Source organism: Coprobacter sp. (genome assembly GCF_982436375.1).
In genome coordinates this window covers 1-15,805 of sequence record NZ_CEWDCG010000054.1, presented here as the reverse complement: position 1 = coordinate 15,805, position 15,805 = coordinate 1, and the positions used below count along the sequence as shown (strand labels likewise).

9 protein-coding genes are annotated in these 15,805 nt (G+C 38.2%); 2 read left to right on the top strand and 7 right to left on the bottom strand.

Going from position 1 to position 15,805, the window contains the following annotated elements:
• Nucleotides 1-461: 461 nt before the first annotated feature.
• Together dnaK and AC1WHX_RS04900 are read left to right on the top strand one after the other, a co-directional pair.
• Complete coding sequence (dnaK, locus tag AC1WHX_RS04905) at nt 462-2,372, top strand: molecular chaperone DnaK (protein ID WP_009317642.1); 1,911 nt, start codon at nt 462-464, stop codon at nt 2,370-2,372.
• Between the two features lie 585 nt (nt 2,373-2,957).
• Nucleotides 2,958-3,371: a GtrA family protein gene (locus tag AC1WHX_RS04900; RefSeq protein ID WP_044261709.1), complete on the top strand. Its 414-nt coding sequence runs from the start codon at nt 2,958-2,960 to the stop codon at nt 3,369-3,371.
• 25 nt (nt 3,372-3,396) lie between these two features.
• Here AC1WHX_RS04900 and AC1WHX_RS04895 read toward each other — a convergent pair whose 3' ends face one another.
• From AC1WHX_RS04895 to AC1WHX_RS04865, 7 genes are all read right to left on the bottom strand, one after another.
• The gene (locus AC1WHX_RS04895) at nt 3,397-3,849 is read right to left on the bottom strand and encodes a GNAT family N-acetyltransferase (RefSeq protein ID WP_278585680.1); all 453 of its coding nucleotides are present in this window, start codon (nt 3,847-3,849) and stop codon (nt 3,397-3,399) included.
• Between the two features lie 380 nt (nt 3,850-4,229).
• A complete protein-coding gene (locus AC1WHX_RS04890; RefSeq protein WP_270214378.1) occupies nt 4,230-5,711 on the bottom strand; it encodes a T9SS type A sorting domain-containing protein in 1,482 nt (493 codons plus the stop codon).
• Between the two features lie 67 nt (nt 5,712-5,778).
• Nucleotides 5,779-7,230 (bottom strand): hypothetical protein, encoded by a 1,452-nt coding sequence (locus AC1WHX_RS04885; RefSeq protein ID WP_022601426.1) that lies wholly within the window; start codon nt 7,228-7,230, stop codon nt 5,779-5,781.
• A 28-nt stretch (nt 7,231-7,258) separates the two neighbouring features.
• Nucleotides 7,259-8,137 (bottom strand): DUF4843 domain-containing protein, encoded by an 879-nt coding sequence (locus AC1WHX_RS04880; RefSeq protein ID WP_270214379.1) that lies wholly within the window; start codon nt 8,135-8,137, stop codon nt 7,259-7,261.
• 25 nt (nt 8,138-8,162) lie between these two features.
• Nucleotides 8,163-9,635 carry a RagB/SusD family nutrient uptake outer membrane protein gene (locus AC1WHX_RS04875; protein ID WP_009317709.1) on the bottom strand — a complete coding sequence of 491 codons (1,473 nt, stop codon included), beginning with the start codon at nt 9,633-9,635 and terminating at the stop codon, nt 8,163-8,165.
• A gap of 33 nt (nt 9,636-9,668) precedes the next feature.
• Nucleotides 9,669-12,758, bottom strand: coding sequence for a SusC/RagA family TonB-linked outer membrane protein (locus tag AC1WHX_RS04870; protein WP_302546337.1), 3,090 nt, complete (start codon nt 12,756-12,758; stop codon nt 9,669-9,671).
• 201 nt (nt 12,759-12,959) lie between these two features.
• The gene (locus AC1WHX_RS04865; protein ID WP_122337712.1) at nt 12,960-15,635 is read right to left on the bottom strand and encodes a zinc-dependent metalloprotease; all 2,676 of its coding nucleotides are present in this window, start codon (nt 15,633-15,635) and stop codon (nt 12,960-12,962) included.
• Nucleotides 15,636-15,805: the final 170 nt, after the last annotated feature.

Genomic DNA, 15,805 nt, shown 5'->3' with positions numbered 1-15,805 from the left:
TTTCAATACGTCCAAGACTTCTTTACGATTCCACCGACTTCAGAAAAGCGTTTATCCGTTAATCTCAATCTCGTGATTTAAAACATTTCCATATCAGTTCCGTCCGACATATCGTAAATGATTTTCACGACAAATACCAAATTAAAAAACAGGCTGTTCCGGTGTAAACTATTTCTTTCCGAATTTGTTAGAAATCTATCCGGTCAACCCTGATGAAAGAATGAATATAGAATTTATTTTTTACTTAAATTCTGCCAATTCGACAGAAAAATATGACAAATATTTGGTAAAATAGCCGTACAAACTGACAAAAAAATGGAAACATAAACTCATTTTTTCTGGCACATGATTTGATACACTACTTGTGCTACCGTTTAAAAGGTACGGATAAATCAATACTCCGATCAGACAAACGATACAAATTAAAATCAAGAATATAAACAATTAAAAAAATAATTACGATGGGAAAAATTATTGGAATAGACTTAGGAACAACCAACTCTTGTGTTTCCGTTATGGAAGGTTCAGAACCGGTTGTTATTGCGAACAGCGAAGGTCGTAGAACGACTCCTTCTATTGTCGCATTCGTAGACGGAGGTGAACGTAAAGTCGGAGACCCGGCAAAACGTCAGGCGATCACCAACCCTACACGTACGATTTTCTCCATTAAACGTTTCATGGGAGAAACTTATGATCAAGTAGCTTCCGAAATAGCTCGTGTTCCTTATAAGGTTGTCAAGAGCGAAAACAATACTCCGAGAATCGATATTGACGGACGTCTTTATTCTCCTCAGGAAATTTCGGCTATGATTCTTCAGAAAATGAAAAAAACAGCCGAAGACTATTTAGGCCAGGAAGTAAACGAAGCCGTTATTACCGTTCCGGCATATTTTAACGATGCTCAACGTCAAGCGACTAAAGAAGCCGGAGAAATCGCCGGATTGAACGTAAGACGTATTGTAAACGAGCCGACTGCCGCAGCTTTGGCATACGGGCTCGATAAAGCTAATAAAGACATGAAGATCGCCGTATTCGACTTAGGTGGAGGTACATTCGATATTTCTATCCTCGAATTAGGAGACGGCGTATTCGAAGTAAAATCCACAAACGGTGATACTCACCTTGGGGGTGATGACTTCGACCATGTTATCATCGACTGGCTCGCCGATGAGTTCCAGAAAGAAGAAGGCGTAGATTTACGCAAAGATCCGATGGCTTTACAACGTCTGAAAGAGGCTGCTGAAAAAGCGAAAATCGAACTATCGAGTACGACTTCTACTGAGATAAACTTGCCGTATATTATGCCTGTGAACGGAGTGCCCAAACACTTGGTGAAAACTCTAACCCGTGCTAAATTCGAACAACTGGCAGACAAATTGATTCAGGCGACTATCGAACCTTGTCGTCAGGCTTTGAAAGATGCAGGATTAAGTGCTTCTGATATAAATGAAGTAATCCTTGTCGGTGGTTCTACTCGTATTCCGGCAGTACAGGCTATCGTCGAAAAATTCTTCGGCAAAGCTCCTTCAAAAGGTGTAAATCCCGATGAAGTCGTTGCTGTCGGTGCTGCTATTCAAGGTGCTGTATTGACAGGAGATGTCAAAGATGTATTGTTGTTGGATGTTACCCCGCTTTCTTTAGGTATCGAGACTCTCGGTGGCGTCATGACGAAATTAATCGATGCGAATACGACTATTCCGACACGTAAATCGGAAGTATTCTCTACCGCCGTAGATAATCAGCCTTCTGTAGAAATACATGTACTGCAAGGTGAACGTCCTATGGCAAAAGATAACAAAACAATCGGACGTTTCCATCTCGATGGAATCCCCGCTGCTATGCGTGGTGTTCCTCAAATCGAAGTAACATTCGATATCGATGCCAACGGTATATTGAACGTATCTGCAAAAGATAAAGGAACCGGTAAAGAACAAAGCATCCGTATCGAAGCTTCAAGCGGTTTGACAGAAGAAGAAATCAAACGGATGAAAGAAGAGGCTGCAGCAAATGCCGATGCTGATGCTAAAGAAAAAGAACGTATCGACAAATTGAACCACGCAGATTCTCTGATCTTTCAAACTGAAAAACAGTTGAGTGAAATGGGTGATAAAATACCGGCTGACAAAAAGTCTGCTATCGAAAGTGCTCTTTCTAAATTGAAAGAAGCTCACAAATCTCAAGACATGGTCGGCATAGATTCGGCAACAACCGAATTAAACACTGCCCTTCAATCGGCAGCCCAAGATTTGTATAATGCTCAACAAGGAGGAGCACAGCAACAAGCTGGCGCTCAACAGCAGCAACAATCAGCTCCGAACAATGACAACAACGGTGATCACGTAACCGATGTTGACTTTGAGGAAGTCAAATAAACTGCGATAAAAGACAGTAACAATAAATAGTAAAAAGCGTGCAGCTCAATGAGTTGCACGCTTTTTGCGTTTATGGGGTTCATGGTTGCTATGCCTTTGATACTAATACAGATCCTTATTACTTCTGATGGCTTCATCTACAAACAGTAATATTTCTCCCTCAAAAGTCGTATTTCACAATTAAAATATGAATATAAACAAGATAACAGAACTATAGATATTGTCTATCGATGTTCAAGAGTTTATTAAAGCCATTTTGAAGGATGTAGTAAATGGTGAGATCAGGCTTTATTGCAATAAAATGAAATGCCCTTTTATTGAACTTCATATCTCCCAATTCTCTAAAAAAATCCATTGTAAATTTCCACATTCAATTAACTGTTTAACAACTATTCCTGTAAACAGGATACATCAATCAACCGACAACAAGCTTCCAAAAAGCTCTTAAAAAAATCATACTACAAAATATAAAGCAAATCGGTAATAAAATTGTGTATCTAATCTTTTTACATTACATTTGTCAGAATTTTATAATTCATAGTTCCACAAAAACGAATATTTATTAAGTTAGAATTAATGCCGTTTATGAAACAAAAGCTTCGTTACCGTGAACTTTTCCGCTTCATTGTCACCGGTACGATCATTACGGTCATACATTATAGCATTTATTTAGCACTAAGCAATTTTCTCTCTTTAAACATTGCTTATACTACCGGATTCATTATCAGTTTTGTCTGTAACTTCTTATTATCGAACTACTACACATTCAAAACCAAACCTTCGGTTAAAAACGCAATCCGATTTTGCGGAAGTCATGTCATTAACTATCTGTTGCAAATATCTTGTTTCAATTTATTCATATTTCTCGGTGTACCCAAAGCGTATGCCCCTATGCCTGTTTGGATTGTTATTCTTCCGATCAATTTTTTACTGGTACGTATGGCTCTGAAGCCATCTTTCAAATGGATAAAAAAGATTCACCCTCATAAAAACAGATAAATATCTCTGGAAATTAATTTCACTTTCAACGATTTGACGGCTGTTGTAAGTGTAGAATAGGAAAAGGTTTACCTGAAGAATCATATTCATCTCGTCCTATGACTTCATACCCCATATGCAAATAAAATTGATAAGCCTGTTCGTTATCTTCATTCACATCTACTTTATAGATATTACATTTGTTGATCGCATAATCCACTAATCCTTTGCCATAACCATATCCTTGCTCTTCAGGCAGTACAAACAACATTTCTAACATATCATCACTTAACCCCATAAAAGCGACAATTTGTCTGATTTCATTTCGTATTACAAAAAGTTCAACTGCCGGAAAATATTGATTTCGAATTAAAGGTCGGAAATATTCTATATCTTCTTCTTTTAAGAAATGATGAGAACTACGTACAGACTTTTCCCATACTATCAACAACTCATCTAAAATTTCATCTGATAAATATTGTAATTTTTCTATTTCCATTTTTGAATGTATAATCGATTAAAATAGGCTATAAAGTTACAAAAAAGCACCATTTATCGTTTATGAAGAACAGCGCTTTTTTGTATTTCTGCGTAATGAGTATATTACAATTTTATTCTTTCGTTTTTCCATTGCGCAGAAAAACGATGAAATCTACTACACCCTCTCATAGAGTATAATGAACCGATGACCGGACTTCTGTGCAATTTGGCTACAATAAGGTTTTCTATGCCTTAATACAAAAAAAGCGTAACGAAAGCTATTTATGCTAATTCATTACGCTTTTCTCAAATTTATTTTTGCGATGTATTATTTTAAAAGCCTATCCAAATCCGATAATATATCCGGACTTTTTGGCTCTATTCTTCTCGAAATAATAATTAAGGGACCATTACTTTAACAGCATTAACACCGACTTTTACAACATATACACCCGCCGACAAAGAACTACATATCGTACTATTGCTCTTTATCAATTTACCGTTCAAGTCATAAAAAGAAACCGGGCTGTCATCCGATACTTCAACCTGTATAGTACCGGTTTGTACCATAACTTTAAAATTCATCGTGTCGGACTTCGCTTCAGAAATACCTCCGGTATTATGAACCGTATAATAATATGTATGTACATATTGGTCCATGTATTCGAACCCGTCAAAAACATCCTCTTTTATAGATGCGATATCGTCATTTTCATTATAGGTAGTGGTTTCTTTCTTTTTCCCTTCCCAATTATTATCAAACGTACTCCACTGATAAGTAGTTTTTTCAATTTCCTGATCCTTATCATTAAAAACATATTCAGATTTTAAAGAACCTTTTTTCGAACCGTTCGAATAAGTATAATAAGCTGACATATTTTGCCGTCCTTGATCATCATATCCATATTCCGTCTCGGTAAAATCTTTCAGGCTACCTTCATCTTCAACTAACCAGATATGGGTAAGAATTTTATTTCCGTTATCATCAAATTGATTCTCCGATTTTTTTGAAACCATCCAATTATCATTTTCCCACCCATAATCTAAATAACCAAGTATATCTCCTTTTGTATTCAAAGTATATTCGATTTTCGAAGAGCCTTCCCATTTTTTTAAAGTTTCATCATAAGACCAATACTCTATAAGTGTCAAATTATCGGAATCGTCAAACGCTCTGATTGTCTTACTGGAAGGTATCCATTCCCCATTTTCATAATTTTCATATAACTCAAGAGAAGCATCTTCCAGTCTATCATTACTATATTCAAAAGTTTTTCGGCTACTTTTTTCCGTCCATTCTTCTGAAGCACTTTTATCGTAGGTTTCTTCCAATATTACACGTCCTTGATCGTCATAGGTATAAACATACATCAATTTATCCTTATAAGGTAACGGAGCACCATCTTTATAGCCTCCACTTGACATCAACTTAGTATGAATACTCCCATCATCATAATAAGTATAGGTATATCCCATATTGGCATACCATTCCCCTTCGGTATCGGCATTCGGTTGAAAATAGCTCCAATTTTTTTCCTTATAAAGTTTCCCATCCGCATAATATTCATTCTCTTCCCGAGAAGAGCCTTTCCATCCGAGATACCTTGAAGTACGCGGGTATGTCCATTTCTCACGAAAAATCATGTTTCCCTGCGCATCATAGCGATAAAAGGTACTATCCTGTTTCAGACTGCTTCCCGTATTATCCCATTTGATATACTTCACAACCTGTTGTTTCTCGTCATAAGTATATTTTTCCGATTTCCACAAATCGTCATACGCATCTCTGGTCATAATGCTGTCCAGAGTCACCACCTGCCCGTCAGCATACAAACTATACGCACAAAGGGCAAACAAAGCAATTAGTAAATTCTTTTTCATACACTGTCAATTTTTACGGTCGGGCAAAAAAGAAATTTTCTGCCCGACCTGATTAATCTTCTATCTTTTACATCCTATATTTATAAAGAATTTTTACAGGCTTATCGACAATTCCTTCGTAACTCTTCACCAAATTTTGGGTCGCAAAATCGTAAATATACAGGCTTCCTTTTTTCCCTGATCTAGCAGGGTTATAAGTACCTACATAGAGATAGTTCTCATCATAACTACGTCCCAAAGTAGTTATTTCTTCCCCTGCAGGAGGAGTAATAGCAGGCTTCGAATTTATTGTCGGAATACGGGATGCGTAATCCCAACGATAAACCTTGTTGTCATAATTATAGTACATCTGCGCCGATCTCCGTGTGGTAATCATTACCGAATTTTCATCCATAGCCATAGGTTCTGTCTCAGCATAATCCAACCGTTTGGCATATTGAGTAAAAGTACTGGACATCTTGTGCAATACAATATTGTTATCGGACTTGCGACGAGTAATTACCCATAATTCTCTTGAACCTCTTCTTCTGAAAACCATGTTTACGATTTTGTAATCGGTCAATGACGATCCGTTTGCAACCGATGTACTATCGATCTTAGCATAGCTTGGAGCATAAATTACCGATTCTTTATAGAAGAAATGATAATGATCGTCATCAAATGTGCCATAATAAGCTTTTTCGACCCCTAAATTTCTCGAATCCGTACGAAGCGCAACATCATTTGTCAACAGGTCATACCGATAAATGGCTCCGTCCGTTCCGTTCATCATCGTATATCGGCCACTGGCAGACGAAGAAAATCCGGCAAAATTGAGGCATTTTACACCGGGATAAAGTTCCTCGACTTTTAAAACTTTCTTCAATTCAAAATTCCGGGGATCCATACTGATAATCGAACCTTTGTCATCGGCCGAAGAAACGACCAGATCGGGATAGTTACCTTCTGAATTCTTATTGGCGATATAAAGATCGACACCTTTTGTTATTTCAATACCCGGATTTATCATCCCGACAATATCTTCATATATTTCCTGCGCTCCTTCTTCTTCCTCTTCCGGAGTTCGGGTTTTAATAAATGTCAACAAACTATGATCCTGATCATCGGTATTCAAGATCAAGATACCTTCGTCCAACCCCGAATTGACATTTAAAGTATAGAATTTGAAGACAATCGACTCGCCGTTATCTATCTTCAACCGCATAATATAATTGCCGACACGGGTAAACGTATATCTTATGTTAGGATCTGTCGAGATTACTTTCAGATCACCTTTTATAGGATATACAGCCGAAGAAGACGGGTTCGGAGTGCCATAAGCCCATTCATATTTTACCGTTTGGTCATTTGCACTGGATACCTGAGCATCAAAAACCAATTCGATCCCCAAATCGGCATTAATCACATCGGTAGGATTACCGATTGTCAATTCTGCCAACGGAGTCAGTTCTTGCTCTTCCACACCGTAACATCCTGTCAACAACAGCAGTATCAAAAAACATATATTAATTTTCCGCATAAGAAAAATATTTTACAATTAAATAATATCATCTGTACAACGCAACCGGATCACGCCAAAACTCGCCTTGATTGCCGGACTCGGCAAAAGGACAATCATTCGGAATAGGGTTCGCCTTATAATGCTCATACAACGGGATCAGAACATACTTAGCCCAGACAGCAGGATTGTCTTTTTGATAAAATCCGGCCGTAATACCCTCTTTATCCAGATATTTGCCATACTTATTTACAGCTTCTTCATAAAATTCAGGTTGTGTTTCCTCCATATCCCAATAATATTCAAGCATCAGCCTGAATTTTTCCGGGAAAAACTTACCGATATACATTTGCCACCCTTCAATGAGTCCCGTACCTGTACCTCCGTTGTTCCACCATGTCGGAAGAGGCACATCACCATCGGATATAAAGAACCGATAATAATCTCCGTATAACGGTATAAAATTTTCATTCGTACCGATTTCCATCAACACACTTCGATAGGTATTTTGCATCTCCGGAATGCGATGCAATGTAAATACGATTTTTCCCATGATAGAATCTGCTGGTATAATCAAATTTCCCATATCGAAATCTTTTCCCAATTCGGCTGTTTCGACAGGATAGCTGACACCTCCCGCCTTTATCGTAGTCATTGTATCTTGTTTTAATGTCACTACAAATTCCCGATCATAATTGCAAGGCATCCCCATCAGTTTTACCGGGACTTCATAAGTTATCTCATCCTCAGCTTCAAAAACAAACGAACACACCGGAGCATCGGCCGATGCTGTTTTTACAAAGTACACAGTACCCGGCTGAGAAACATCATACATAAGACCCGTATTCTGACAAGAGCTGAACAGCAAAAGCAGCGACAGTAAAAAACTCCCGACTATTCCTGTTTCATATTTTTTTATTCTGTCCATATCTTTACTCTATATTATAATGAATTTACTCATAATTATCACGCAAATCCTCATCATTCGGGATCAACATTCTATAGTTTCTATCCAAACGACCGTCCAGTATATTCGACTCGCTGATCTGAATATCTTTCTTCAAACGCTTCATATTGAACCACTGCTGCCCTTCTCCATAAAATTCTTTTCGCCGTTCAATATAAATATCGTCTGCTGTAATTCCGCCCTCGGCACGATCGGCAAATTTGACCATGCCTCGCGATTCGATCACCTTATCAAAATAAGCCATCGCTTGCTGAGGATCTTTTTCAAGCAATGCCTCTGCCATGATATAATACATCTCCGGAACTCGAATCAAACTTACTCCAAGATACGAATCTCCTGAATATTGTGAATCGGTAGAACCGCTATCGAACATCGAATTGATCATTTTCACACAAGCCGGACTTACCTCCAATGTAGAACCGAACCATGCAGACAAACGTAAATCAGAACCTTCCGGTGTAGGTCCTTGTGTATCTCTATACCAATTTTCATAATCAGGATTTAACGTTAACATGTCCGTACTGCCTGTTTTCCCGAATATCGAATAACAATTTGAAGCATAGGTAGGTGCATAAAGTCCGAAAATCGTCTCTTTCATATTTAACACCCCCCTCTCGAATTGAACAAAATCAGAAGATGTCATCAACGGGAACTTTTGACTGTCGATTACTTTCTTGGCATAAATTGCTGCACTATCCATATCCTGTTTCATCCAATATACTCTAGCCAAAAGAGCCTGTACAGCATAAAGGTTCATGTGAATAACCCGACAATCGGTAAAAGAACTACCGATATTAGTGCGTTCTGCCTGAACCAACTGCCGATCCTCTTCTAAACAAACTTCAGCATCTTTCAAGTCCTTTATCACTTTATTATATACCTCACCTACCGTATAAAATGGAGTGATATCATAGGAGTAACGCGTGACATAAGGTATAGCTTTATTCCAAGCTTCCCTGTCATTAGCATTATAATCCACGGCAAATAGCCTTAGTAAGTCAAAATGCAACATTGCCCGCAGTCCCAAAGCTTCTCCCTTATACAAATTATAATATCTGAACTTTGTCGGACTGATTGCCTCCAAATTCTGTATTATATTATTTACATAACCGATAGCCTGATAAGATTTTTTCCATGTAGCATTACACAAAGAACGTGCAGAAGCATTCTCAAAATCGGCATGAGCAAGGTAGTCTAAGCCTCCACCGCCTTTTGCGGAAAAATTTAAAGACATAGCTTCCGGATAAAGTATGGATATATATTTTCCATAAATCTCATTAGACCGATAAGTCGTATATACCCCATAAAGAGCATCCTCAACACCTTCATCCGTTTCAAAAAGATCTTTATCAAGCACCTCCGCCTTCGGATTAACATCCAAGAAATTTGCACAACTTGCCAACAACAACGGCAATACCGTCACACAAAGCAGGAGTTTGATATATTTTATTGTTTTCATATTCTTTGATAAAATAAATTGACAACACGTTTATCAGAAAGTCGGTCGGAATATAAGATTCAGACTTCGTTGGTAAGGATATGAAGTACCTCTTTCCATTTTTACCGACGAAATTCTGAATACGTCGTCGTAAGCAATTCCGACAACTAATCTCTCCAATTTGATTTTTTTCAGAAACGACTTAGGCAACTCGTACGTGAAAGTTATATTCGACAGATAAAATTCATTTTTCTTTTCTACAAACCTTTCAGAACGATAGGTCTCTTTTTTCTCACCCAATCCGAGAAAACGCGTATGGTCTCCCGGTTGTTTCCATCGATCGGTAAAAGCTCGAACGTCAACGTTGAAATAAGGATCAATATTCTCAACAGCATCGGCAATCGTCGAATTGTAAATATCTCCGCCAAACGTATAGCTCGAAGTAAGATTCAATCCGAATCCTTTGTACGCCAATGTCATTCCCCAGCTTCCCTTCAATATAGGATTTTCATTTCCCACAGCAACTTTATCATCTTCATTATATTTCAAAGTATAATGTCCATCCTTGGTAATAAAAATTTCCTGCCCAGTAGCCGGATCGATACCGGCAGAACGCACAGCATATATATCATACTGAGAACCGCCCTCTTTGTAAAGAAGTTTAGGTTTAGTCCCGGTATCTCCTCCTTGATTGGTTTTTTCCAAGGCATCGCTGATCTTCGTTATTTTATCGAAATTATGAGACCCGTTGATATAAGAGCTCAGATACCAGTCTTTTGTTTGCAAAATTCTTCCGGACAAACTAAAACTAAGTCCTTTATTCAATAATTCTCCCATATTGACTTTCACACTGGATACCCCGACCGAAGGAGGCAAATCGATGGGTACTAACATATCAAAAGTCTTATCTAAATAGAAACTAAAATTAAACGAGAGGCGATCTTGAAACATACGAGTATTTATCGCAAATGTATTCTTCAAGGTTTTTTGCCACTTCAATAACGGATTTCCCATATTTATCGGGGTAGCACCGACTCCTGTATAATAATCATTATCCTGATCATATTGATATCGGGTTACCGCCTGTTTTGCACTAAACCCGGCATTTCCCGTAGATCCCATATTCCAACGGAGGCTCAAATCATTCAGCCAACTCTTTCTAAAAAATTTCTCTTCATGGATATTCCAACGAGCACCAACCGACCAGAACGGTCCGAAACGCTTATTTGCACCGTTCGAAGAATTTCCCGAATAAGAAAGATTCCCGTCTATAATATATCGTTTTAAAACAACGATCGTCGTATTTCCATAAAATCCTACACTTGTGCTGATATTCTCATCACCACTCGGTTTTCCATTCTTGGTATATCCCATAGCAAATTTAATGTCATTCAAATTATCCTTCATAAACCCGATCCCTTGTGCAGAAAAATCACTGGAGTATTTATAAGATATACTTGAACAACCTGCGTTAACAGAAAACCCGACATCCTTAAACTGTTTTCTATAACTGGCTGTAAATTTTCCGTCCCATGCCGAATTATTTGTTCCGGAGATCGTATAAGAACCTTTTTCGGCAGGATTTACCGTTGACAGATATTGAGAATCATCCGGAGAAACATATACATCGGACTGACTGTAATCTGAAGAATAATTTATTTGTCCGGTAACATAGAATTGAGGTACGATATCCCAACGTATCATTACCGAGTTTTTCATATTCCGGCTCTGATTTTTACTAAAACTCGATAAAGTCGCATTATACAAAGGATTTTCGATTTTTTTTTCTGATCCGGAAGGATCGAAAGGATCGAAATAATATTCTTTGATATATTCCCCGTATTCATCATAAATCGGTTCATACGGATTCATTTTACTATATGTGGAATAATCTCCATAAGGAGAACTCTTACTTCCGCCCAATCCATAACTTCCGGTAAAAGAGATAGTCAACTTATCAGTCAACCGATAACCGAAATTTATATTGAATCCGTAATTACGACGATAGTCTCCTTTCATAATACCATAAGTATCTCTAAAGCTAAGTCCCGCCGAATAAGATAAATTTTGCCCCATACCGGTAAGTGTCAAAGAATGGGAATGGCTGAAAGCGAACCGCAACGGAGCTTTATACCACTCTGTATTGATCCCTTTCCGAATATTTTCCAATTTATATGCATATGCCTGATCTAAAGAACCATCATCGGTATCATAAAGACCGGCAAGGCGTTCCAGTTCCAACTTCTGATCGGCATTGGTCAAGTTCATCGAAGAAAGATCGGCATAAGCAAATGTCGGAGTAAAACTATAACGTAAACGCACTTTACTATCCTTTGCCCTGACACGTTCTACCAAAATTACACCGTTGGCAGCCCGTTCACCGTAAAGTACCGTAGCCGAAGCATCTTCTAATATCGTAACAGATTCTATTTCATTGATCTCCATATCATAAAGCTCTTCCATAGAAATCTCTACTCCATCTAATATTACCAACGGGTTATTAATTCCCTGCTCTCCACTAATAGCCAAAGAGTTAGCACCACGAATTATCAGTTCAGGAACTACATTAGGATTTGACCCCGCTACATTATTCTCTACAATCTTCATATTAGGGGTCAGTGCCGTAATCGCTTTCAAAACGTTCGTACTGGAAACCTTCAACAAATCATCACGCTGTAACGTCGTCGCAGTTCCCGTAAAAGTTTTCTTATCTTGCGCAAAAAAACCATTTACCACAACCTCACTTAAAGCGACATTATCTTCTTTTAAGTGAACAATTAACTTACGTTCAGGCTTTACAACCTTAATAGAATGCGGCAACATACCTACAAACGAAAAATCAAGAAATATGTCTTTATCCGATTTAGGAATCTGTATGATAAACCGCCCGTCAACATCCGTAGCTACCGCCTGTGTTGTTCCTCTTACTTTCACAACAACCCCCGGTAACGGCTCTTCTTTACTATCAAGTACCGTACCGATAACCGTAACACGCTGGGTTTTAGGTTGCTCTTTCTTATCTGAAGTTTGTTTATTTTCATTTTTAGGAGGGGTTTGAGCATTGATTAAGCTGGTTATCATCATTAAAACAGATAACAGCAAAACTCTCTTCAACCACCGTCTCAGAACAAAAGTGTATAACATATAATTTCTGAGTTTTTATAATCTTTCCCCGTTCAGAGAAAACATGTTCGACTATTTTACATAAAATTAGAATCCGGAATCAGTTCAGGTTTCAGTATCCGGAACGATATAACCTACAATCTTACAAATCTTGCATAGTTTAGGAAAAGGTCAGGTTCGGAAAGAAATTCTTATTTCCTTTCCGAACCGTTCAAAACCTATTTATTTAGATCTTGCATCTAAAGCTTCTTCAATTAAATACAGCATAGCTTTAAAATGAGCTTTTGTATCGGTATCGACAGCACCCATTCGTGCCTTCAATAAAGATTGAACACGTAAAAGTTGACCGAATAACAGATCTTTCGAATTATCTATACTTCTCAAATTTACTCTATATTGCCAACCGTAGCCATAGCCGATCTCATCTTGAGCCATTTTGCGTGCGACAACACCTGAACCTTCTTTCATTTCCAATTCACGCAAGACATCTTTATAGCGTTCTACAACTCCGCTTTCATCCAATCCCATAGTGATAATCTCGTCAACAGACGGAGCATAAGCCGCAGCAACACTATTTTCGTCGGTCAATCCTACTTTTTGCAAAGGTTTGGTTGCTTTACCTGCTACATAAACAGCTCTTTCCAAGAAAAGACGTTGCAACATACGGTCAGATTCGGGTACATGATTTTTCTTTATGGCACTTTCCCAAACCAAAGAATAAAGATCATCAAAGTATTCTTTAGGAGAATATCCCTCTTTACCGGCAATATGAGACGAGAAAATAACATTGCTATATGAGTTAAATAATTCAAGTCCCGTATAGTATCTCATAATCGGAGCTAATCCAACTCTTAATCCGAAGTTCTTTGTCACTTCTTCATTGTCTAACCAATCACAATTTTTCAACTCGTTTATCACCCATTTAAGAGCGGCCTTTTGTTTCGATTTTTCTACTGCCCGAACTCTTTCGCCCGGAGTACCGGCTTTCAAATCGGTCAAATAAATTCCTCCGATATTCAACATAACATGGCGGAAATAGCGGTCATATTGTTTAGCCAAGTTCTCATAAGTCATCTCCCGGTATGAACCGTCCGGATCCATTTCATCTGTTATCCATTCATTCATGTGAGCAAGAATATATTTCAAATTCTTTACACCGTAATCGGATGCCTTGATCGCATCATCGCCAAGATCCTCCTCCACGGCGCTCGGATCATAACGGCCTGAAACTTGTTGTCTTCCGTAACGATAAAGCGGATCTCCTGCTTTTGCATCGATCATAGCTTCGAGATACGGAATCTCTTCCATCTCATCTTTTGCTTTAAAGATCGGTTTATAAGCATATTCTACCAAATAATAATCATATACACCTAAATCGGGAGGAGTAAGTTTGACCCCCTTATCTCCCGGTTGAGCGACATAATTGAAACGGGCATAATCCATAATAGAAGGCGTAGTTCCGTATTTCTGGGTAAAGCTTGCCGAACGTAAAGAATCGACCGGGAAAGCGGCAGATGCTGCCATATTGTGCATAAATCCGAGACAGTGTCCAACTTCATGAGCTAAAATATAGGCAATAGATTCGGTAATCATATCTTCATCCATTTTCTTACTCCGAGCTCTTTCATCGACTTGTGCAGTCTGTACAAAACGCCATTGATTTAACAGTTTGACCACATCATGATAAACCAATACCGATGCATTGATAATTTCTCCGGTAGAAGGATCTACCCATGACGGCCCCATAGCATTCATAACTCGTGCCGGAACATAACGAATACAAGAATATTTTAAATTGTCTGGATCAAAATTAGGATCATCTTTCGGGAAATCAAGAATCTGAATCACGTTCTTAAAACCGATTTTTTCGAATGCTTTATTCCAGCGAAGAATACCCATACGCGCACCTTTAGCCCAAGCTGCAGGAAAAGCGTCATCTAAATAAAAAACAATCGGCTTCACCGGTTCTACCAACTCACCGCGTAAATAAGCCGCAGTATCTTTAGGCTGTAAATTCCAACGATGAATCATCGAATAGGTTTTGATAAAATCTTCATTTTTATCAAAATTCAAACGGTTTGTATTAAAAATACCTATTCGCGAATCTGAAACACGAGGACGCATTTTTTGTTCCGGTAAAAGCAGAATCGTACGGGTTACCTGAAATGTCACCGGAACATTCTGTGATAATATGTACATACCCATCAGTTTTGTCGAAACCGAATAAGACATATACGATTTGATAGAAGCATTGTCTTCAAATGCTTTTATTCCTGTCACAGTCGAAGCTTTAGAATTGAAAGTACCTGAAACACTTACTACACCACCGCCATTCGACATAGGAGATAATTGGTCGTTCGATCCGGTAAAAAGAGTAGTCATATCGAATACAACCGCCGAACTGTCAGGAGTATAGCAAAAAACAGGCATTGTATTCAGAATCGGATCTAAAGTACTGATACCAATAGCCTTTTTCATTGCTGCATCTCCTTCATCATATCGTGGAGCGACATTTACCTTCGACATACAGATAAGACTGTCCATCTTGACAAATTTCACATGCATCGGCGGTTTAGGCTTGTACCCGATCATCCCGAGATCTGTGTCGCTCGCACCTGAGATAGTAGAAGCAATCAAAACTTCCCGACCCAGATATTTTACAGGCATTTCAAAATAGATTTTCCCTTTAGTCCAATGTAATGTAAGAAAATCACCTTTCGCCGTTTCACAAGCTTTCGTCTTAAAAGTCCGTTTGTACTTGCTACTCTCTTTTTTCACTGAAGAATCTTTCGAAACTTCCGTTTTTTTAGACTTTTTAGATTTCCCCCTTTTGGCATAAACATCGGGAGATCCGAACAATAATACTGCCGACAGCAATATTAATCCAACTTTTCTCATTTGCACTTACCTATAATTTAATTATTAATCCTAAACATGTTCTATGATTTTCATAGTTAAGTTAAACAGCTAAAATACAGAACACGCCTTTTCTCTATTTCCAATTTCTAATATCCAAACAAAGGAGATTCCCCGTAATTCAGCGGGGATCTCCCTGTTTTTCATATATA

Bases quoted from the DNA above. Each gene is read 5' to 3' on its own strand.
- dnaK (WP_009317642.1), top strand. From the start codon at position 462: ATGGGAAAAATTATTGGAATAGACTTAGGAACAACCAACTCTTGTGTT.
- AC1WHX_RS04900 (WP_044261709.1), top strand. From the start codon at position 2,958: ATGAAACAAAAGCTTCGTTACCGTGAACTTTTCCGCTTCATTGTCACC.
- AC1WHX_RS04895 (WP_278585680.1), bottom strand. From the start codon at position 3,849: ATGGAAATAGAAAAATTACAATATTTATCAGATGAAATTTTAGATGAG.
- AC1WHX_RS04890 (WP_270214378.1), bottom strand. From the start codon at position 5,711: ATGAAAAAGAATTTACTAATTGCTTTGTTTGCCCTTTGTGCGTATAGT.
- AC1WHX_RS04885 (WP_022601426.1), bottom strand. From the start codon at position 7,230: ATGCGGAAAATTAATATATGTTTTTTGATACTGCTGTTGTTGACAGGA.
- AC1WHX_RS04880 (WP_270214379.1), bottom strand. From the start codon at position 8,137: ATGGACAGAATAAAAAAATATGAAACAGGAATAGTCGGGAGTTTTTTA.
- AC1WHX_RS04875 (WP_009317709.1), bottom strand. From the start codon at position 9,635: ATGAAAACAATAAAATATATCAAACTCCTGCTTTGTGTGACGGTATTG.
- AC1WHX_RS04870 (WP_302546337.1), bottom strand. From the start codon at position 12,758: ATGTTATACACTTTTGTTCTGAGACGGTGGTTGAAGAGAGTTTTGCTG.
- AC1WHX_RS04865 (WP_122337712.1), bottom strand. From the start codon at position 15,635: ATGAGAAAAGTTGGATTAATATTGCTGTCGGCAGTATTATTGTTCGGA.